This is a genomic window from Devosia ginsengisoli, assembly GCF_024707105.1.
GTDB classification, from domain to species: Bacteria; Pseudomonadota; Alphaproteobacteria; order Rhizobiales; family Devosiaceae; genus Devosia; species Devosia ginsengisoli_A.
This window is the reverse complement of the sequence record NZ_JANQAJ010000008.1, coordinates 1-18,236: the sequence shown is the minus strand read 5'-3', so window position 1 is coordinate 18,236 and position 18,236 is coordinate 1. Positions and strand designations below refer to the sequence as shown.

The following is an 18,236-nucleotide window of genomic DNA, read 5'->3' as shown; positions in this document are numbered from 1 at the left end:
AAGGCGCCGCGAACGGCGCCTTGGCAAAATGAGTCCGATTTGGGTCGCAAGTCCTTGAAAGCGCTTAGTTCAGCGCCTTCACCGGTTCGGCGAACAGGTCATATTCGTCGCTGTCGGTAACCAGCACATCGACCATGTCACCCGGCTTGATGCCGGTGGCCTTGGCGATGATCACCTGGCCGTCGATATCAGGCGCATCCCATTTGGAACGGGCAATGGCCTGGTTGGCTTCGGGCTGCACGTCGTCCACCAGCACCTGGATGGTGCGGCCGACCTTCTTGGCCAGTTGGCCGGTCGAAACGTGCTGCGCCACTTCCATCAGCCGCTCGAAGCGGTCCTGGGCGATCTCGTCGGGCACGATGCCCTCGAGTTCATTGGCGGGGGCGCCGGTCACCGGCTCGTATTTGAAGCAGCCGGCGCGGTCGATCTCGGCTTCCTCGATGAAGTCGAGCATCATCTCGAAATCCTCTTCCGTCTCGCCGGGGAAGCCGACGATGAAATTGGATCGTACAGTCAGATCAGGGACTTGGCGGCGCCAGTCGAGAATGCGATTCAGCGTCTTTTCCTGATGCGCCGGGCGGCGCATGGCCTTGAGCACCTTGGGCGAGGCGTGCTGGAAGGGAATGTCGAGATAGGGCAGCACCAGCCCGTCGGCCATCAACTCCATCACCGCATCGACATGCGGGTAGGGGTAGACATAATGCAGCCGCACCCAGGCGCCGAGCTGGCCCAGTTCCTTGGCGAGGTCATAGAACTTCGCCTTGACCGGCCGGCCGCGATAATTGCTCTCGGCATATTTGATATCGACGCCATAGGCGCTGGTATCCTGGCTGATCACGAGCAATTCCTTGACGCCCGAGCGGATCAGACCCTCGGCCTCGCCCAGAATGCCAGCAGCCGGGCGCGAGGCCAGGTCACCACGAATCTGGGGGATGATGCAGAAGGAGCAACGGTTGTTGCAACCTTCGGAAATCTTGAGATACGCATAGTGGCGCGGCGTCAGCTTCAGCCCGGTTTCCGGCACCAGGTCGACGAACTTGTTCGGCACCGGCGGCAGGTGCTCATGCACGGCCGAGACCACATTCTCGTATTGATGCGGGCCGGAAATGGCGAGCACCGAGGGATGGGTCTGGCGGATCAGTTCTTCCTCGACGCCGAGGCACCCGGTGACGATGACGCGGCCGTTTTCGTTGAGGGCTTCGCCGATCGCTTCGAGCGATTCCTGCTTGGCGGAATCGAGGAATCCGCAGGTGTTGACGAGGACGATATCGGCCCCCGCATAGTCGCGGCTGAACGAATAGCCCTGCGAGCGGAGCGTCGACATGATGCGTTCGCTATCGACGAGGGCTTTGGGGCAGCCGAGGCTGACGAGGCCAATTTTTGGCGCTTGGCTCATGTGAGCGGTGGTTCCGATGTGGGAATTGTTGGGCGCGTCATACAGAAACTTGGGCGGTTACGCAATGTGACTGCCTCCCGCGCCGCGCGGGGCAGGGCTTCCGATTCTGGCGGGCACATGGCCTTGAACAACCTTTTTTGCGAACAGTGCGTCCGTCAGCAGGCCGGTTTTGCGATACAAGCGATTGCTCTAGTTGAGTTTTTGTCAGATGCGCCGGTTGGGTGGCGCAGCATCCCGATGCTCAAGGAGCCACACATGTTCGACCGTCTCTCCGCCTATGCGCCGCAGGCCCTCGCCGTGCTGCGCATCGTCACCGCCCTGCTGTTCATTCTCCACGGCACGCAGAAAATCATCGGCTTCCCGGCTTCCGACATGGCCCCGCCGTTGTTCAGCCTGTTCGGCCTGGCCGGCATTATCGAAATCGTCGCCGGCATCATGGTGCTGCTCGGTTTCTTCACGCGTCCCGCCGCCTTTATCGCCGCTGGCGAAATGGCTGTCGCCTATTGGATGGCGCATGCTCCGGCCAACCTCTTCCCCGCCATGAATGGCGGGGATGCGGCAATCCTCTTCTGCTTCGTTTTCCTCTATCTGGTCTTTTCCGGCCCCGGCTCGTGGAGCATCAACAAGCAATAGCCCTCGCTCCCTGGCGACATATACGGAAACCCGCGGAGCGATCCGCGGGTTTTTTGCGTTTGGAGAAACGCCGGACTTGTGTCGGGAATCGGTCGCATCGGCCGTCTAGCTGATATGAGCCAGCCCGGCTGGCCAGAGATCGCTACAGGAGCACCGCCATGTTCGACCGTCTTTCCGCCTACGCGCCGCAGGCCCTTGCCGTGTTGCGCATCGTCACTGCCTTGCTGTTTATCGAAAGCGGCTCGATGAAGCTGTTCGGCTTCCCCACGCCGTTCCCGTTTCCGGTCGAGGGGCTGTTGCTCGTCGCCGGCATTCTCGAATTCGTTGGCGGCCTGCTGATCCTGGTGGGTTTTTTCACCCGCCCGGTCGCCTTCATCCTCTGCGGCTTCATGGCCGTCGCCTACTTCATGGGCCACGTCTCGACAGGCGGCTTCTTCCCGACCGTCAATATGGGCGGCGGCGCCATCCTCTACTGCTTCATCTTCGGCTACCTGGTCTTTGCAGGGCCGGGGGCATGGAGCTTCAACAAGCAGTAGGTCTGACTGGATCGTCACCCTCGGGTCAGGCCCGAGGGTGACTCGCGGTAAATGGGCGTCTCAGCTCACATTCTTCGGCGGCGGCGTGCGCTTGGCCGTGCGGCGAGGGGCCTTGTGCGTCTCCCCCGAAGTGGTTGCCGGGCCGCGCGGCGCAGCCGGAGGTTCGGGCGGGGTGGGCGGCACCGGCGGCACATAGGGCGCGGGCTCGGTGGCCGGGGTGATATATTCGTCGGCCTCGGCGTAATCCACATCCTCGCCTTCCTCGGCCAGGTCGCGGATGGCGTCACGCACTTCGTCGAGCAGCGAGGCCGAATAGCGCGAGCGATTGACCGTCTCGCCGCTCTGCTCATGCGCCTTGAACCACACCAGCAGCGCCTCGCAGGCAATGCGCAGGCCGACCAGCAGCAAGAGGCCGAAAACCGCAATCTCCAGCAGCCCCCACAGTCCGTTGCCGAAGCCGAAACCGAAGGTCCAGAACAGATGACCGACGGCCCAGAGCAGGATGCCGGCAAGGCCGAGCGCATAGAGGATGGGCACCAGCTTGGGCGACAATATCGCGTCGAGCCGGAACAAGGTCTGGCGGGTGAACAGGCGTTTCAGATCGTCCAGCGTCATCTCGTCCTCCAGGGCGCGATTGGATCGTTACGCAACTAGGCCATCACAGTCCGCGCTACAAGGCTTTCCTCGGCTGCGGCGCGGGTCGGCCCGAACTGTTTTTCGAAGGCCGCGCGCAGCACGGAATCGACTTCCGGCATGGAAACGAGTTGCCCGAGATCCTCGAAGCTGGTGACTCCCTGGTCGGAGATGCCGCAGGGCACGATGCCGTCGTAATGGGCGAGATCGGGCATGACATTGAGCGAAATGCCATGAAAGGTCACCCATTTGGACACCCGCACGCCGATGGCGGCGATCTTGTCCTCCTTGAATGCGCCCTTGTCCGGCCGCTGCACCCAGACGCCGATACGCCCCTTGCGGCGCTCGCCGGTGATATTATGCGCCGCCAGCGTGTCGATCACCCAGCTTTCCAACCCTTTTACCAGGCACCTGATATCGCGCCCCCGCTGCGTCAGGTCGAGCATGACATAGGCCACGCGCTGCCCGGGGCCGTGATAGGTATATTGCCCGCCGCGCCCGGCATCATAGACCGGGAAGCGGTCCGACAGCAGGTCCTCTGAACGGGCCGACGTCCCGGCCGTATAGAGCGGGGGGTGTTCGAGCAGCCAGATGGCTTCCTCGGCCTCGCCGGCGGCGATGGCGGCGGCGCGGGCGCGCATGGTTTCCAGCGCGAGCGGGTAGGGCACCGGCTCGGGTGAAATGATCCATTGCACCGGCCGGCCGTCCGGTCGGGCCAGTTTATTCCCGATTTCGCACGCTTCCGCTGTTGCCGTTAACGCTTCCATAACCATGCTTGCCAGAGAGTTACCTAAGAGATTCAGCGGCCGCATGCTGTCGGCCGGGTCGGGGTTCGCTATCTATCTATGAGCACATTAGACAATATTGAAGTGGACATCACGGTTGAGCTCGGCGCAACCACGATGCCAGTCCACCATTTGCTGCGCATGGGCCGCGGCGCGGTGATCGAACTCGACGCCACCGAAAACGACCCGCTCAACATCTATGCCAACAGCACACTCATCGCCCATGGCGAAGTCAGCGTCGAGGACGGGCATCTGCGCGTGCTGATCTCCGAGAAGATTTTCCGCAGGGGCTGAGCTCCACCAGAGCACCGAGAACCACCCGTCTCCACAGGCTGCGCGCAAATCGCGATTTAACCGCTTGAGGTTGGCAGAGACCTTTGCTACATCCCCACTCGCTTCGCCCCTGGGGCGTTGCTCTACCAAAGTGTGCGGTCGTGGCGGAATTGGTAGACGCGCAGCGTTGAGGTCGCTGTGTCGCAAGACGTGGAAGTTCGAGTCTTCTCGACCGCACCATTCATCCCTCGAGGATGAAATCATCCTCTGGATGAGACAGAAAAAGGCCGTCCCTCGGGACGGCCTTTTGTCTTATGCCGGAGGTGGCGCCGCCGGGTCGGCGGGGGCCATGGTGTCGGTGGGGGCCGCATCGGCCGGGGGTGCCGTGCCGCCGTCCGCGGGCGGGGAATCGCAAGCGGCCAGGGCGAGTGCCAGCATGACAGCCAGCGGTGCGAGCAGTTTTCGGGACATGGGGTCTCCTTTGGATCGAGCCATTGATTGATCTTGGTCTTCACACATCGGTGAGCTAAGAGCCCCAATGGGGCAAAGATGGGGCTGGTCAGTCGTCCAGCGGTGCCGTGGTCGGCCGTTCGGCCGCCAGCTTCTGCGGCGCCTTGAAACGCCAGGCGTCTTCCAGCCGCAGCGACAGTTCCTCGTCGGAAATGGCCGCCAGCCGGATCAGCACGGCGGGATAGCCCACATAATGGTCGGTCTCGAAATAGATTTCGGGCGAAATTTCCATCAGCAGCGTCTTCTGCTCGGCGGGGCAGAGCAGGACCAAAGTGCCCGCATCCTTGAGTCGCACGAAGCTCTTGTCGCGCACTTTGAGGGCCGGCGTGCCGTAACTGGTGCCGCGCGCCACGCCGGGCAGGCCGCGAGCCTGGGCCAGTTGTTCGACGCGCGCGAAAATCTGATCGAGATCATCAGCCATTTTATGCGTAACCATCTCAAATCCCTCTTCTAAAGTCTGGCGCATCCCAACTCGATTGGCTACAGCTTTGCATGCCCCCGAAACCCCGGACACACAAAGGGCCTCCAATGAGCACAGATCCCGAGACCATGCCCGGCCAAGAGGCCGGGATCGACCATAATGCGCTGCGCGACGCCGATGACCACATCAGTCCGCTGTGGCTTGAACGCCTGCGCGCCTATTTGGCTGCTGCCAGGGATGACGATGTCGCCACGGTAATGGAGCCGCTGCACGCCTCCGATGTCGGTGACGTGCTGGAATCCCTCGATGCCGACGAGCGCCTGCATCTGGTGCGACTGCTGGGTGACCGCTTCGACTATTCGGCGCTGACCGAGGTGGACGAGAGCGTCCGCGTCGAACTCATGGAAGAGCTGCCCAACGCCGAAATCGCGCGCGGCGTCAGCGGCCTCGACAATGACGACGCCGTGGCCATCCTCGAGGACATGGAGCAGGAGGACCGCGATGAGGTCCTGGCCAAGCTCCCCACTTTCGAGCGGCTCAGCCTCAAGCGCAGCCTGGATTTCCCCGAGGATTCCGCCGGGAGGCGGATGCAGACCGATTTCATCGCCATCCCACCCTTCTGGACGGTGGGCCAGACCATCGACTATCTGCGTAGCGAGCCTGACCTGCCCGACGAATTCTACCAGATCTATGTGGTGGATGCGTCCTATCAGGTGCTGGGCACCATTCCACTCGACAAGTTCCTGCGTGCCAAGCGCGCCACCTCCATCGAAGCACTGATGAACACCAATCTGGTGCTGGTCGATGCCAATGAGGACCAGGAAGAGGCGGCGCGCGACTTCGAGCGCTATGACCTGGTGGAAGTCGGCGTCATCGACGAGAGCAAGCGGCTGGTTGGCGTGCTGACCATCGACGACATCGTGGACGTGATCCACGAGGAAGCCGACGAGGATATCAAGCTGCTGGCCGGTGTGGGCGACGAGGATATTTCCGATGCCACCGTGGATACGGTGCGCAGCCGCGCCCCGTGGCTGGCCGTCAACCTGGTCACGGCGGTGGCCGTATCCTTCGTCATCGGCCTGTTCGGCGCCACGATCGACCAGATGGTGGCTCTGGCCGTGCTGATGCCCATCGTCGCCTCCATGGGCGGCAATGCCGGCACGCAGACCATGACGGTGACCGTGCGGGCGCTGGCCATGCGCGAGCTGGACGGGCCGCGCCTGCGCCGCCTCATCACCCGCGAAATGGTGGTCGGCTGCGCCAATGGCGTCATCTTCGCCATATTGATCGGGCTGGTCACCTGGCTGCGCTTCAACGATCTGCAACTGGGCGTCGTCATCGCGCTGGCCATGGTCATCAACCTGGTCGTGGCCGGCACGGCGGGCATCCTGATCCCCATCCTGCTCGATAGGTTCAAGGCCGACCCAGCCATTGCGTCGGCGGTATTCGTGACCACGATCACCGACATGGTGGGTTTTTTCGCGTTTCTGGGGATCGCGGGTCTGTGGTTCGGGCTGTTCTGAGGCGGCGTCGCGGGAATGACGTCGTGGATAGGGCGTTCAAATGCCAATGACTTTGCTTTCCACCCCTTAACCAACCACCCTGTGCGCCTGTGGAGTGTGGCAACTTCGCCGCTTGCAAAGCATTTATGACGGGGTTAACGATTTGCTACCGGTTGCGGCAGGTGGACCACACCGCCGACATCCGGAGTGAACGGCTGACAAGGAGCGATCATGCGAAGTCAACCGAAGACCACCGCCACACTGTGGCGAGCAGCGACCTGGACCCTGGTCTGCCTGCTCTCAATGGGACTGGTTTTCTCCGTCGTTGCTGGCGTTTAGTTTGAAACGCTAGAGTTCTTCACTAACGGCAATTCGGAAGGGCGCCCGGGCCACTGGGGCGCCCTTCTTTCTTCGCTGGAGGCGACTTTTGAAGCTGTTGATTGGCAATCGCAACTATTCCACCTGGTCGCTGCGGCCCTGGCTGGTGCTCAGGCATTTCGACATCCCCTTCGAAGATGAAGTGCTGCAATTGCAGGGCGAGGGTTTCCGCGATGTGCTGGCCAAGCGCTCGCCCACCGGCAAGGTGCCGGTCCTGCAGGATGGCGACCTCGTCGTCGTCGAGACCATCGCCATCATCGAATATCTGGCCGACCGTTTTCCCGACAAAGCCATCTGGCCCGCCGATATCGGCGATAGGGCGCTGGCCCGCGCCGCTGCGGCCGAGATGCATTCCGCCTTCACCGCCCTGCGCAGCCATGCGCCGATGAACCTGCGGGCGTCCCATCCCGGCAAGGTCAGCGTGGATGCGGTGGCTAGGGACCTGCATCGCTTGGAAACCCTCTGGGGCGGCCTGCTGGCCCGTTCGGGCGGCCCGTTCCTGTTCGGTGCCTTCACGGCCGCCGACGCCATGTTTGCGCCCGTGGCGACGCGGCTGCGCACCTATGCGCTGCCCGTGTCGGATATTGCCACTGGCTATGTCGAGGCCATCTACAGCCTGCCGGCCTTCCAGGATTGGCTGGGCATGGCCCTGCACGAGCCCTGGATCGTGGATGAGGACGAAATCGACGTCATCCAGGGGCGCGTCAAGCCGGGGACATTGGCATGATCCACATGATCAAGCTGTGCGTGGGCGTTTCCAGCCTCGCCGAACTCGAATCCTATCGTGACGAGCGCGCCCATTGGTGGGATGCCGACTATGGCGAGGATGTGCATGTCCACCGCACCCGCATGATGCCCAAGCGCGCCGCGGAGATGGAAGGCAAGGCCTCGATCTACTGGGTGATATCAGGGCAGGTCGTGTGCCGGCAGCCGATCCTGCGGCTGGCCCGCTACACCAATCCCGAGGGTATCGACTATTGCGATATCATCATGGCGCCGGACATGGTCCGCACCGTGCCCTATCCCAAGCGCCCCTTCCAGGGCTGGCGCTACCTGCGCCCCGAGGATGCGCCACCCGACGTCGGCGCCAACGAAAATGCGGAATCGCTGGCGCTGGCGGCCGACCTGGCGAAGCTGGGGCTGATTTAGGCATCGGGGCTCCCAACCCCCACCCTCACTCCGGGTGAGCTGCATGCGCCGAACGTTGGCATGCGGCCATCACCACCCTTGCCCTACCGCCCGCCCGCCCACATATTGCATCCATGGCGGACAAAGACCCGATTGCCCGAAAAACCACTGGCCTGCCCCAACAAGGCGAGGTCAGCAGCGACGTCGCCGCTTTCGTTAAGAAGGTCGGCACTATGGCGCGGCCCAATGCGGCGCAGGATGGCCGTCTGCTCTTCGCGCTCGATGCCACGATGAGCCGCCAGCCCACCTGGGACCTGGCCTGTTCCCTGCAGGCCGAAATGTTCAAGGCGATCCCCAAGGATAGCGCCCTGCAGGTGCAACTGCTCTATTTTCGCGGTTTTGGCGAGTGCCGCGCCTCCAAATGGGTGGTGGACGCCACAGCTCTGGCCCGGTTGATGACCGGCATCGACTGCCGCGGCGGCAATACCCAGATCGGCAAGGTCTTCGCCCATGCCCGGGCCGAACATGCCAAGCGCCGTATCAATGCGGTGGTCTATGTCGGCGACGCCATCGAGGAAAATGTGGACGATCTTTCCGAGAAAGCCGGCCAGCTCGGCCTGTTGAACTGCCCGATCTTCGTATTCCAGGAGGGCCAGGACAGTCGCGTCGAGGCGGCTTTCCGCGAATTCGCGCGCTTGACCAAGGGCGCCTATGCCCGGTTCGACGCCTCGGCCCCGCAGGAGCTGGCAGCCCTGCTCAAGGCGGTGGCGGCCTATGCCAGCGGGGGCAGGGACCTGCTCAAGCTGCAAGGCAGCGGCCAGGCGCAGGCACTGCTGGCGCAATTGCCGCGATGAGCTGGTTCTTCCTCGGCGCCGCCGCACTCCTCGCCCTCGCCGCCCTCTACCAATATCTCCGCAAAATGGATCGCCGTCGCCTGATGCGCGGCTTGCGCTGGGGGTGGGCGGCCTGCTGGCGCTGATCGCCGCGCTCCTGGTACTGGTGCGGCGGTTCGACATTGCCCTCTTTGTCGGTGCTGGCGCCGTACAGGTGCTGCGCATGGGGCGGCTGGGGCCGTTCTCCTTCGATGCGGCATCGGTGGACAAGGGCAATGTCTCGGCGGTGCGCAGCTACTATTTCTCCATGGAGCTCGATCACGATACCGGCGCCGTCACCGGCAATGTCGTGGCTGGTCAATATGCCGGGGCTGACCTGATGGACCTCGGCGAGGTCGAGACGCGCCTGCTGCTGGCCGAAGTCGAAGGCGACGCCGACAGCATGAGCCTGCTCGAAAGCTGGCTCGACGCCAATCGCTCCGGTTGGCGCGAATATTTCGCCGCCCAGGATAGCGGCGAAGCGCCGCGCACCGAGCCGGCGGGTGATCCGGTGGCCGAGGCTTATGCAGTGCTCGGCCTCAAGCCTGGTGCAAGCGACGACGACATCCGCGCCGCGCATCGCGAGCTGATGAAAGGCGTCCACCCTGATCACGGCGGTTCGAGCTACCTCGCCTCCAAGATCAACGCGGCGCGGGATTTGCTGCTGAAGCAATAGGGGCGGTGGGTGTAGGCGGCGCACCGCCGTCCTCGTTAATGCCCTGTTAACCATAGCGGCCCTCTCTAGCATCCCAAGTGGTGCAAGCACTGATTTGGGGGGCAGCGATGGCGCGTGATGGTGCGCATGTCATTGTAGTGGGCAATGAGAAGGGTGGGTCGGGCAAATCGACCACGGCCTTTCACCTGGCCATCTATCTGCTCTATGCCGGCCATCGCGTGGCCACTATCGATGTGGACAGCCGCCAGCAGACGCTGACCCACTACGCCCGCAATCGCCGCGCCCATTGCAAGGAAACCGGGCGCAGCCTGCTCAATCCGCTGCATTTCCACCTGCCATCGGCCTGGGGCGACTCGGTCAGGGAAAACCAGAAGGCTGAATTCGAGGTGTTCCGCCGCGCCGTGGGCGAGGTGGAGAACAGCGTCGATTTCCTTGTCATCGACACGCCTGGCTTCGATACCAACCTCACACGCCTGGCCCATTCGCTGGCCGATACGCTGATCACCCCGGTCAATGATAGCCTGATCGACATCAACGTCCTGGCGCGCACCGATCCCGAAACCGGCCTGCCGATCGAAACCAGCCACTATGCCCGCCTCGTGCAGCGCGCCCGCTCCGAGCGCATGGGTGTCGATGGCGAAACCATCGACTGGGTCCTGGTGCGCAACCGCATATCCATGCTGGCCTCGCGCAATGCGCGGCAGGTTCATACGACGCTGGAAGGCATCGCCACTCGCTTCGGCTGCCGCATTGCCGATGGCATTGCCGAACGCGTCATCTTCCGCTCGCTGTTCCCCCTCGGGAACCACCGTGTTCGATCCGCTGGACGAGGAGGGTGAGGCTGCCTCGGTATCTCATGTCAGCGCCCGGCAGGAATATCGCAATCTGGTCGCGGCCCTGAACCTGCCGCTGCGCGGCGCCGAGCCCGAGCGGCTCTCGGCCTGAACGTATCAGGAGGCCGCCCTTGGGCGACCTCCCTCGGCTGACTGACCTTACTCGTAGGTCTTGGAGGCCGTGAACGACACCTTGTAGGCGCCAATGGAATTGGCCGCGATGGCGGCCGTGGATTCGAAGCCGCCGCCCGGTTCCCAGGTTAGCTCCAGCAAGCCGTCGGCAATCGTCTGCGTGCCGCTGGGCGCCGCGGCCCCGGCCCACAGGTAACCGGCCTCGGCGGCCAGCGTCAGGGTCTCGCTGGCGGCATATTCCACCCGTCCGCGCACTTCCGTACCCTCGTCATTGGCCAGGTTGACGTCGGCATCGAGATAGCGCGCCGCGAGCTTGACGGTGAAGCTGTCATTGAGCTTGGCCGTGGCCGAGCCGAGCAGGCCCAGTTCGCGTTCCGACGTGCCGTCGATGGTGGCCGCCAGGGTGAACATGTCGAATGTGGCCTCGGCGCTGGCCAGCGCATTCCACCAGCCGCTATTGTTGGCCGCGAAGGCGCCGCGCAGCTTGAAGATGTCGAAGGTCGCCGTCAGGCCGCTATGCAGGGCGATGTCGTCGAAGCTGCCGTCGAGGATGTCGCCGGCCAGCAGCGACACATGGGCCGTCAGGTTGTCGCTGGCATAGTTGACCACGCCGATCAGCGAGCCATCGGCTTCGAGATTTTCCAGCGCGATGCCGGCCGACAGGCCATTGCCGAATTTGTGGGTCAGTTGGATCGCGTGGCCCTCATAACCGTAATTGCCCGCGCCGCCGTCGAAGGCCACGCCGTCGGTTTCGTCCGAGATGAAGCTCTCGAGCCAGCCAAAGGCCTCGTCGTCATCCTCGTTGAAGATGGACTCTTCCACCAGACCTGCCGTCAGCACGGTGCTGTCGCCCACGGAAATATAGGCATAGTCGAAGCCCAGGCTCCGCTCCGGCACGCCGACGCCGTTCTGCGCCTCGGCATAGTCATAGCCATAGAGCTCCATGGCGACCTTGGCCGGGCCGAAATCGCTGGGCGCGGTGCCGACCATGATCAGATAGGCGTCGACCCAGCTGTCCCAATCGGTGGCACCGCCATCATCGTCGGTCCAGTCGATCGTGCCGCTATAGCCGGAGCGGAGCACCGGCAGGTCGCCCTTGTAGTCGCCGTAATGGAACTCGTAATAGAGCTCGGCCGAGACCTGCAGGCAGTTGGTGGTCGATGAAACGGTCAGGCCGCTGAGCCCCAGTTCGTCGCAGACATCGAGCGCGCTCAGTACGCCGAGATCTGCGCCGGCGGCCGGCAGCGCCAGGACTGTCGTCGCCATCAGGATGATTGGTAGTCGCATTATTATTGCCCCAAGACAGGAAGGAGTTGACCTCCTCCCCATGGACCTTCGGGGCACAAAAGTTGAGTCTGATTATCATGATTTATCGCCCGGCAGTGCCTTGCGTAACGTCGCTCAAGAATATATGAGTAAGATTCTCATATTAATTCTGGCATTAAGCCTTTAACAATTATTCACCATAAGTACCCTTGCCAGTGTCTGCCCGAGCCCCGAGAATCGCGCGCAGGCGTAAACGGGTGGGGCGATGGCTCGGCAGGGTGTGCATGTCATCGTTGTCGGCAATGAGAAGGGCGGGTCAGGCAAGTCGACCACGGCCTTCCATCTGGCCATCTACCTGCTCTACGAGGGCTTCAAGGTGGCGTCCATCGATGTGGACAGCCGCCAGCAGACGCTGACCTGGTATGTGCGCAACCGCCGCGACTGGGCGCGCAACCGCGGCTTGCGCATTCCCCACACCACCCATTTCCACCTGCTTTTGTCGCGCGGCGACTCCGTCAAGGAGAACCACCGGGCCGAGTTCGACCTGTTCCGGCAGGCGGTGGCCGAGGTGGAGCATGATGCCGATTTCCTCGTCATCGACACGCCAGGCTTCGACACCAACCTCACGCGCCTCGCCCATTCGCTGGCCGATACGCTGGTCACCCCGGTCAATGACAGCCTGATCGACCTCAATGTCATGGCGCAGTTCGATCCGGTGACCGGCGAGCCGCGCGAGATGAGCCATTATGCCCGTCTGGTGCAGCGCGCCCGGTCCGAGCGCCTCTCCATCGATGGCAGGACCATTGACTGGATATTGGTGCGCAACCGCATTTCCATGCTGTCCTCGCGCAATATGCGGCAGGTGCAGACCATGCTGGAGCGTATCGCCCTGCGGCTGGGCTGCCGGGTCGCCGACGGCATTGCCGAGCGCGTGATCTTCCGCTCGCTGTTTCCGTCAGGCATGACGGTGTTCGATCCGCTGGACGAGGACCTGCTGGGCGGGCTGCCGTCCATGTCGCATATGAGCGCGCGGCAGGAATACCGCAATCTGGTGGCCGCCCTGCATCTGCCGACCAACGAGATCATGGCGGCCCGCCAGGCGGTGGCCGGTCCCGATGACGACGACCCCGTCCGCCGCTTCATTCACATGATGCAGATCGATCCGTAGGCGGCCGTGGGAATGTCAGGGAAACCTCGTGGTGAGCTTGTCGAACCACGAGGTTGGGCGAGTGGAGCATCGTGCCACGCTCTCGTGGTTCGGCAGGCTCACCATGAGGGCTACTGCAGAAGTGGCCTAGCGATCCCCGAAGATCAGGTCCACCGCGCGGCTGCCGCCGGGGGCGAAGACGTCGAGGTCGATGCGCACGGGCTCCTGCACCATGCGCCGCGTGCGGGACGACAGGGCCAGCACCACGCCCAGCAGGTCGCCGACGCCGCGCTTCTTCGGCAGCATGCGCTGGGTCATGCCGGCCAAAGCGCGGTTGCGCACGGCCATGTCTTCCGAGGCAAGGCTGGAGCGGCCGACGAAATTGGCCAGCTCGGTAAGGGCAGTATTTTCGCTCATTGGGCTACTCCAACACAGGCACCAATTTGCTTCCCCGGATGGCCGGCGCTCTTGCGGCGCCAGCTCGTTCTTCTTTGCGTCGTCAGCTCTGCATGGCCAGGCAGCTCATATCCTGCTGCTTGAGCTGGTTGCACATGGCCGTCGCATCGTCGCGTCCGCCAAAGCCGATGAAGCGGGCGCGGAAGAAGATCTGGCCGTTCTTTTCGAAGCGTTCCACATAGGAGCGGAAATCGCCCAGCGTACCGACCTTGCCGGCGGCATCGGCCAGCATGGCGCGGGCGCTGTCTTCCGAGGGGCCGGCGCCGATCTGCACCACCCAGCCGCCCGGCGTCACGCCGGTATCGGCGGTGTCCACAGCGCCCGAAGTCAGCAGGTCCACCGGCTGGCCGCCTTGCTGCGTGCCGATATCGGCCGGCGGGGGCTGGAAACCGAGCGGGGCAGACGGCACGGTCTGGCCGAGGGCGGCCGGCGGCGCGCCGAGATTGTAGCTTTCGCTCAGCCAAGCGCCGATAATGTCCTGGCTGGGATAAGCGGGCTGCGGCGCCTGGCTGGGCGCGGCGAGAATATTGGCGGCCTGCACGGCCGGCTGCAGACCAAGATCGGCCGGCATGGGGGCGGGCACCGGTGCGCTGGCCACGGCCACGTCGGGCATGGGCTGGATGGCCGGCGCCTGGGGCTGGGCGCCATTGGCAGCGACGAGCTGCGCCAGGCGGAAGCCGGGCAGGGGCATGGGCATGACGAAGACCGGCTGGCTGGGCTGGGCCACGGCCACCTGCACATTGCCCTGGCGGCCGGGCACCGGGATCATGGCGGTCTGCAGATAATCGCCGCGACGCCCCTTGGGCAGGTAGGTGGCCACGAGATCGCGCACCTTCTGGTCACGGGCACCGGCAGTGTTGAAGCCGAAGGCGACGACCACGATATGGCGGCCGTCCTTGCGGGCGGCGGTCAGCAGGTTGGAGCCGGCAGCATTGATATAGCCGGTCTTGATGCCGTCCACGGCGCCCATATAGCCGAGCACGCGGTTATGGTTGCCATAGGTGGATTTGCCGTAGCTGAAGCTCTTGGTCTGGAAGAATTCGTAATAGCTGGGGAAGTGCTGGTAGATGGCGATACCCAGGATCGCCTGGTCGCGCACCGTGGTCAACTGGCCGCCATCTGGCAGGCCCGAAGCGTTGCGATAGGTGGTGTTGCGCATGCCAAGCGCCCGGGCCGTGGCCGTCATGCGCTCGGCGAATTTGGATTCGGTGCCCGAAATGTGCTCGGCGATGACGCGGGCCATGTCATTGGCCGACAGCGTCACCAGCGACTTGATGGCATCTTCCACCGTGATGGTGGCGCCGGCGCGCAGGCCCAGCTTGGTGGGCACGGCGGCCGCGGCATGGGCCGAGACGTTCATCTTGGTGGAGAGCTTGATATTGCCCGCGCTCAACTCCTGGAACAGGATATAGAGCGTCATCACCTTGGCGACGGAGGCGGGATAGCGCTTGCTGTCCGCAGCTTCCTCATACATCACCTGGCCAGACTTGGCGTCGACCACGATGCCGGCATATTTGCGCAGGTTTTCAATGGCCTGGGCGGGCGCCACCGTATGGGCGCTGACCGCGAGGGCGACAAGAACTGCGGCAAAGGCGCGAACGAACACGACGCGCCATGGGGTTTTCGCCTGGGAAGCCACCCGTTACTCCAACTTTACTCCCGGACGCTTCTGCGTCCGTACGCAACACAACTGGCTGGATGATCCCGGGTGAGCCCCACGCCCCCGAAAAGTCCATTATTGGAGGAAGATAGCCACCTGCCGTTACCATTCCGTAAAATGCGAACGAATTTGGCGCAGGTGTGGAAGAGCGGTCACGGATGGGTGAGGGGGAGAAGGCCATGAGGGCCACTATAAACTCAGCACCCCCAGTAGCTCATGGTGAGGTGCGCTTCTTCAGCGCCTCGAACCACGACGGCGTGGCGCTATTTTTGCCGGTCACGAATTCGAGACATCATGCCCCTTAACACCGGCGATCTTTTGCCTACATAATGGTCCTCACCATGCTGCTTCGTTTTCTCTGCGACAGATGTACTGCCATGAATCTCAATGACCTCCTCGTTCTGACCGATGAGGCCCCAGCCGCGTTGCGTCTGGTGGCCATGCCTGCCCATGCCGGGCCAGACGGGGACGATTCCGACAAGGGCGGCAAAGGCGGCACCGAAACCGGGACGATCACCAAGACCCGTCCCAAAACCAAGCGCCCGAGCCTTTATCGGGTGCTACTACTCAACGACGACTACACGCCGATGGAATTCGTCGTTCTGGTCCTGCAGGATGTCTTCAACAAATCGCGTGAAGAAGCCATGCAGATCATGCTGCACGTTCACCAAAAGGGGGTGGGTGAGTGCGGCGTATATCCATACGAAGTGGCCGAGACCAAGGTCACACGGGTCATGGATACGGCACGCAAGAACCAGCATCCGCTGCAATGCGTGATGGAAAAGCAATAGGAACATCATATGCCCTCATTTTCCCGCGGACTTGAAAAGGCTCTGCATCAGGCGATGAACCTGGCGCGCGAGCGCAACCATGAGTTCGCTACGCTCGAGCACCTGCTGCTGGCCCTGACCGACGACCGTGAAACGATCGCCGTGCTCACCGGCTGCGATGTCGATATCGACGCGCTCAGGAGCGACCTCGAAGATTTCATCAATGAAGAACTGGACAGCCTGATCGTGGCCAGCGGCCAGGATGCGCGGCCCACCGCCGCCTTCCAGCGCGTGATCCAGCGCGCCGTGATCCACGTCCAGTCATCCGGTAGAGAAGAGGTCACGGGTGCCAATGTGCTCGTCGCCATCTTCGCCGAGCGCGAGAGCCATGCCGCCTATTTCCTCGAACAGCAGGACATGAGCCGGCTGGACGCGGTCAATTTCATCAGCCACGGGATCACCAAGTCCGGTCCCAGCGAGGAGCGCAAGGTGCGCGGTGCCGAGGACGGCGAGAACCATGGCGAAGGCGGCGCCGAGGCCAAGAAGAGCTCGGCTCTGGCCGATTTCTGCGTCAACCTCAACGAGAAGGCCCGGGCCGGCAAGATCGATCCGCTGATCGGCCGCGATGCCGAACTGCGCCGCACCATCCAGGTGCTGTGCCGTCGCTCCAAGAACAACCCGATCTATGTCGGCGATGCCGGCGTGGGCAAGACGGCGATTGCCGAGGGCCTGGCCCGCAAGATCGTCGAGGGCGACGTGCCCGAAGTGCTCAAGGAAGCGGTCATCTATGCGCTCGACATGGGCTCGCTGCTGGCCGGCACCCGCTATCGCGGCGACTTCGAGGAACGCCTCAAGGCCGTGATGAAGGAACTGGAAAAGCTCCCCAATTCGGTGCTGTTCATCGACGAGATCCACACCATGATCGGCGCCGGCGCCACGTCGGGTGGCGCGCTCGATGCATCCAACCTGCTGAAGCCCGCCCTGGCTTCCGGCGCGATCCGCTGTATCGGCTCGACCACCTACAAGGAATACCGCCAGTTCTTCGAGAAGGACCGGGCTCTGGTCCGTCGCTTCCAGAAGATCGACGTCAATGAGCCGTCCGTTCCCGACGCGATCGAGATCGTGAAGGGCCTGCGGCCCTATTTCGAGGACTTCCACAAGATCAAGTACACCGATGACGCCCTCAAGGCCGCCGTGGAATTGAGCGCGCGCTACATCAACGACCGCAAGCTTCCCGACAAGGCCATCGACGTGATCGACGAAACCGGCGCCAGCCAGATGCTGGTGCCCGAGGACAAGCGCAAGAAGATCATCGACGTGGAAGATATCGAGGCGACCATCGCCACCATTGCGCGCATTCCGCCCAAATCGGTCTCCAAGTCCGATGCCGAACTGCTGTCGAGCCTCGAACAGAGCCTCAAGACCGTGGTGTTCGGCCAGGACGCAGGCGATCACGGCTTTGTCGTCGGCCATCAAGCTGGCCCGTGCCGGCTTGCGCGAACCGGAAAAGCCCATCGGCTCCTACCTCTTCACCGGCCCGACTGGCGTCGGCAAGACCGAAGTGGCCAAGCAACTCGCCGATACGCTCGGCGTGGAACTGCTGCGCTTCGACATGTCCGAATATATGGAGCGCCATACGGTCAGCCGCCTGATCGGCGCGCCGCCGGGCTATGTCGGCTTCGACCAGGGCGGTCTGCTGACCGATGGCGTCGACCAGCATCCGCATTGCGTGGTGCTGCTCGACGAAATCGAGAAGGCCCATCCGGACCTCTACAATATCCTGTTGCAGGTCATGGATCACGGCAAGCTGACCGACCACAATGGCAAGTCGGTGGATTTCCGCAATGTCATCCTGATCATGACGTCCAATGTGGGCGCCATCGAACTGCTCGCGCGCCCGATCGGCTTCGGCCGCAAGCGCGAGCAGGGCGACGACGAAGAGGCGATCAACCGCACCTTCTCGCCCGAATTCCGCAACCGTCTCGACGCGATCATCTCCTTCGCGCCGCTGCCGCGCGCGAAGTGGTCCGCCGCGTGGTCGAAAAGTTCGTGCTGCAGCTCGAAGGCCAGCTGGCCGAGCGCGGCGTCACGATCAACCTGACCGCCCGAAGCCGCCGACTGGCTGGCCGAGCACGGCTATGACGAACGCATGGGCGCCCGCCCGCTGGGCCGCGTGATCCAGGAACACATCAAGAAGCCCCTGGCCGACCAGGTGCTGTTCGGCGAACT

Annotated in this window: 20 protein-coding genes, 1 tRNA gene and 1 pseudogene; 14 read left to right on the top strand and 8 right to left on the bottom strand. The window is 63.2% G+C overall.

The window, feature by feature from the left end:
• Window positions 1-64 precede the first annotated feature (64 nt).
• Window positions 65-1,396 carry a 30S ribosomal protein S12 methylthiotransferase RimO gene (gene rimO, locus NVV79_RS09540; RefSeq protein ID WP_303988447.1) on the bottom strand — a complete coding sequence of 444 codons (1,332 nt, stop codon included), beginning with the start codon at window positions 1,394-1,396 and terminating at the stop codon, window positions 65-67.
• A gap of 255 nt (window positions 1,397-1,651) precedes the next feature.
• On the opposite strand from rimO, the gene NVV79_RS09535 reads away from it, so the two are divergent.
• Together NVV79_RS09535 and NVV79_RS09530 are read left to right on the top strand one after the other, a co-directional pair.
• Entirely contained in the window at window positions 1,652-2,029 is a 378-nt protein-coding gene (locus NVV79_RS09535) for a DoxX family protein (protein ID WP_303988445.1), read from the top strand.
• Between the two features lie 158 nt (window positions 2,030-2,187).
• Complete coding sequence (locus tag NVV79_RS09530; RefSeq protein ID WP_303988443.1) at window positions 2,188-2,565, top strand: DoxX family protein; 378 nt, start codon at window positions 2,188-2,190, stop codon at window positions 2,563-2,565.
• Between the two features lie 60 nt (window positions 2,566-2,625).
• On the opposite strand, the gene NVV79_RS09525 is transcribed toward NVV79_RS09530, so the two are convergent.
• Entirely contained in the window at window positions 2,626-3,180 is a 555-nt protein-coding gene (locus NVV79_RS09525; protein ID WP_303988441.1) for a DUF4282 domain-containing protein, read from the bottom strand.
• Between the two features lie 35 nt (window positions 3,181-3,215).
• Complete coding sequence (gene lipB / locus NVV79_RS09520) at window positions 3,216-3,965, bottom strand: lipoyl(octanoyl) transferase LipB (protein ID WP_303988439.1); 750 nt, start codon at window positions 3,963-3,965, stop codon at window positions 3,216-3,218.
• 78 nt (window positions 3,966-4,043) lie between these two features.
• Between lipB and NVV79_RS09515 the strand changes: the two genes are divergently transcribed.
• Together NVV79_RS09515 and NVV79_RS09510 are read left to right on the top strand one after the other, a co-directional pair.
• Entirely contained in the window at window positions 4,044-4,277 is a 234-nt protein-coding gene (locus tag NVV79_RS09515) for a FliM/FliN family flagellar motor switch protein (protein WP_146289219.1), read from the top strand.
• A 134-nt stretch (window positions 4,278-4,411) separates the two neighbouring features.
• Window positions 4,412-4,496, top strand: a tRNA-Leu gene (locus NVV79_RS09510).
• 72 nt (window positions 4,497-4,568) lie between these two features.
• Here NVV79_RS09510 and NVV79_RS09505 read toward each other — a convergent pair.
• Both NVV79_RS09505 and NVV79_RS09500 read right to left on the bottom strand, forming a co-directional pair.
• Complete coding sequence (locus NVV79_RS09505; RefSeq protein WP_303988435.1) at window positions 4,569-4,727, bottom strand: hypothetical protein; 159 nt, start codon at window positions 4,725-4,727, stop codon at window positions 4,569-4,571.
• 88 nt (window positions 4,728-4,815) lie between these two features.
• Window positions 4,816-5,187, bottom strand: a complete 372-nt coding sequence (locus NVV79_RS09500; RefSeq protein WP_303988433.1) for an MmcQ/YjbR family DNA-binding protein — start codon at window positions 5,185-5,187, stop codon at window positions 4,816-4,818.
• A gap of 107 nt (window positions 5,188-5,294) precedes the next feature.
• Between NVV79_RS09500 and mgtE the strand changes: the two genes are divergently transcribed.
• From mgtE to NVV79_RS09465, 7 genes are all read left to right on the top strand, one after another.
• Window positions 5,295-6,710 (top strand): magnesium transporter, encoded by a 1,416-nt coding sequence (gene mgtE, locus NVV79_RS09495; RefSeq protein ID WP_303988431.1) that lies wholly within the window; start codon window positions 5,295-5,297, stop codon window positions 6,708-6,710.
• A 406-nt stretch (window positions 6,711-7,116) separates the two neighbouring features.
• Window positions 7,117-7,794, top strand: coding sequence for a glutathione S-transferase family protein (locus NVV79_RS09490; RefSeq protein WP_303988428.1), 678 nt, complete (start codon window positions 7,117-7,119; stop codon window positions 7,792-7,794).
• A complete protein-coding gene (locus NVV79_RS09485; protein ID WP_303988426.1) occupies window positions 7,791-8,216 on the top strand; it encodes a DUF1489 family protein in 426 nt (141 codons plus the stop codon). The genes NVV79_RS09490 and NVV79_RS09485 overlap by 4 nt, the downstream gene beginning before the upstream one ends.
• A 113-nt stretch (window positions 8,217-8,329) precedes the next feature.
• Entirely contained in the window at window positions 8,330-9,049 is a 720-nt protein-coding gene (locus NVV79_RS09480; RefSeq protein ID WP_303988424.1) for a VWA domain-containing protein, read from the top strand.
• A 103-nt stretch (window positions 9,050-9,152) separates the two neighbouring features.
• Entirely contained in the window at window positions 9,153-9,743 is a 591-nt protein-coding gene (locus NVV79_RS09475) for a DnaJ domain-containing protein (protein WP_303988422.1), read from the top strand.
• Between the two features lie 107 nt (window positions 9,744-9,850).
• On the top strand, window positions 9,851-10,582 hold the full coding sequence (locus NVV79_RS09470; RefSeq protein ID WP_303988420.1) for a division plane positioning ATPase MipZ: 732 nt from the start codon (window positions 9,851-9,853) through the stop codon (window positions 10,580-10,582).
• A complete protein-coding gene (locus tag NVV79_RS09465) occupies window positions 10,554-10,688 on the top strand; it encodes a hypothetical protein (protein ID WP_303988418.1) in 135 nt (44 codons plus the stop codon). Before NVV79_RS09470 ends, NVV79_RS09465 begins: the two co-directional genes overlap by 29 nt.
• A 47-nt stretch (window positions 10,689-10,735) precedes the next feature.
• On the opposite strand, the gene NVV79_RS09460 is transcribed toward NVV79_RS09465, so the two are convergent.
• Window positions 10,736-11,995 carry a hypothetical protein gene (locus NVV79_RS09460; protein WP_303988416.1) on the bottom strand — a complete coding sequence of 420 codons (1,260 nt, stop codon included), beginning with the start codon at window positions 11,993-11,995 and terminating at the stop codon, window positions 10,736-10,738.
• 244 nt (window positions 11,996-12,239) lie between these two features.
• Between NVV79_RS09460 and NVV79_RS09455 the strand changes: the two genes are divergently transcribed.
• Window positions 12,240-13,142 (top strand): division plane positioning ATPase MipZ, encoded by a 903-nt coding sequence (locus NVV79_RS09455; RefSeq protein WP_303988414.1) that lies wholly within the window; start codon window positions 12,240-12,242, stop codon window positions 13,140-13,142.
• A 126-nt stretch (window positions 13,143-13,268) separates the two neighbouring features.
• Here the strand turns inward: NVV79_RS09455 and NVV79_RS09450 are convergent, their stop codons facing one another.
• Both NVV79_RS09450 and NVV79_RS09445 read right to left on the bottom strand, forming a co-directional pair.
• Window positions 13,269-13,538 carry a hypothetical protein gene (locus tag NVV79_RS09450; protein ID WP_303988412.1) on the bottom strand — a complete coding sequence of 90 codons (270 nt, stop codon included), beginning with the start codon at window positions 13,536-13,538 and terminating at the stop codon, window positions 13,269-13,271.
• Between the two features lie 82 nt (window positions 13,539-13,620).
• Window positions 13,621-15,216 (bottom strand): serine hydrolase, encoded by a 1,596-nt coding sequence (locus tag NVV79_RS09445; RefSeq protein ID WP_303988410.1) that lies wholly within the window; start codon window positions 15,214-15,216, stop codon window positions 13,621-13,623.
• Window positions 15,217-15,677: 461 nt separating this feature from the next.
• Here NVV79_RS09445 and clpS point away from each other — a divergent pair, with 461 nt between their 5' ends.
• Both clpS and clpA read left to right on the top strand, forming a co-directional pair.
• On the top strand, window positions 15,678-16,028 hold the full coding sequence (clpS, locus tag NVV79_RS09440; RefSeq protein ID WP_303988586.1) for an ATP-dependent Clp protease adapter ClpS: 351 nt from the start codon (window positions 15,678-15,680) through the stop codon (window positions 16,026-16,028).
• A gap of 9 nt (window positions 16,029-16,037) precedes the next feature.
• Window positions 16,038-18,236 (top strand): annotated as a pseudogene (clpA, locus tag NVV79_RS09435) (ATP-dependent Clp protease ATP-binding subunit ClpA); the annotation flags it as partial.

Excerpts from the sequence above, each read along its gene's own strand:
- rimO (WP_303988447.1), bottom strand. The coding sequence starts at position 1,396 with ATGAGCCAAGCGCCAAAAATTGGCCTCGTCAGCCTCGGCTGCCCCAAA.
- NVV79_RS09535 (WP_303988445.1), top strand. The coding sequence starts at position 1,652 with ATGTTCGACCGTCTCTCCGCCTATGCGCCGCAGGCCCTCGCCGTGCTG.
- NVV79_RS09530 (WP_303988443.1), top strand. The coding sequence starts at position 2,188 with ATGTTCGACCGTCTTTCCGCCTACGCGCCGCAGGCCCTTGCCGTGTTG.
- NVV79_RS09525 (WP_303988441.1), bottom strand. The coding sequence starts at position 3,180 with ATGACGCTGGACGATCTGAAACGCCTGTTCACCCGCCAGACCTTGTTC.
- lipB (WP_303988439.1), bottom strand. The coding sequence starts at position 3,965 with ATGGAAGCGTTAACGGCAACAGCGGAAGCGTGCGAAATCGGGAATAAA.
- NVV79_RS09515 (WP_146289219.1), top strand. The coding sequence starts at position 4,044 with ATGAGCACATTAGACAATATTGAAGTGGACATCACGGTTGAGCTCGGC.
- NVV79_RS09505 (WP_303988435.1), bottom strand. The coding sequence starts at position 4,727 with ATGTCCCGAAAACTGCTCGCACCGCTGGCTGTCATGCTGGCACTCGCC.
- NVV79_RS09500 (WP_303988433.1), bottom strand. The coding sequence starts at position 5,187 with ATGGCTGATGATCTCGATCAGATTTTCGCGCGCGTCGAACAACTGGCC.
- mgtE (WP_303988431.1), top strand. The coding sequence starts at position 5,295 with ATGAGCACAGATCCCGAGACCATGCCCGGCCAAGAGGCCGGGATCGAC.
- NVV79_RS09485 (WP_303988426.1), top strand. The coding sequence starts at position 7,791 with ATGATCCACATGATCAAGCTGTGCGTGGGCGTTTCCAGCCTCGCCGAA.
- NVV79_RS09480 (WP_303988424.1), top strand. The coding sequence starts at position 8,330 with ATGGCGGACAAAGACCCGATTGCCCGAAAAACCACTGGCCTGCCCCAA.
- NVV79_RS09470 (WP_303988420.1), top strand. The coding sequence starts at position 9,851 with ATGGCGCGTGATGGTGCGCATGTCATTGTAGTGGGCAATGAGAAGGGT.
- NVV79_RS09460 (WP_303988416.1), bottom strand. The coding sequence starts at position 11,995 with ATGCGACTACCAATCATCCTGATGGCGACGACAGTCCTGGCGCTGCCG.
- NVV79_RS09455 (WP_303988414.1), top strand. The coding sequence starts at position 12,240 with ATGGCTCGGCAGGGTGTGCATGTCATCGTTGTCGGCAATGAGAAGGGC.
- NVV79_RS09450 (WP_303988412.1), bottom strand. The coding sequence starts at position 13,538 with ATGAGCGAAAATACTGCCCTTACCGAGCTGGCCAATTTCGTCGGCCGC.
- clpS (WP_303988586.1), top strand. The coding sequence starts at position 15,678 with ATGCCTGCCCATGCCGGGCCAGACGGGGACGATTCCGACAAGGGCGGC.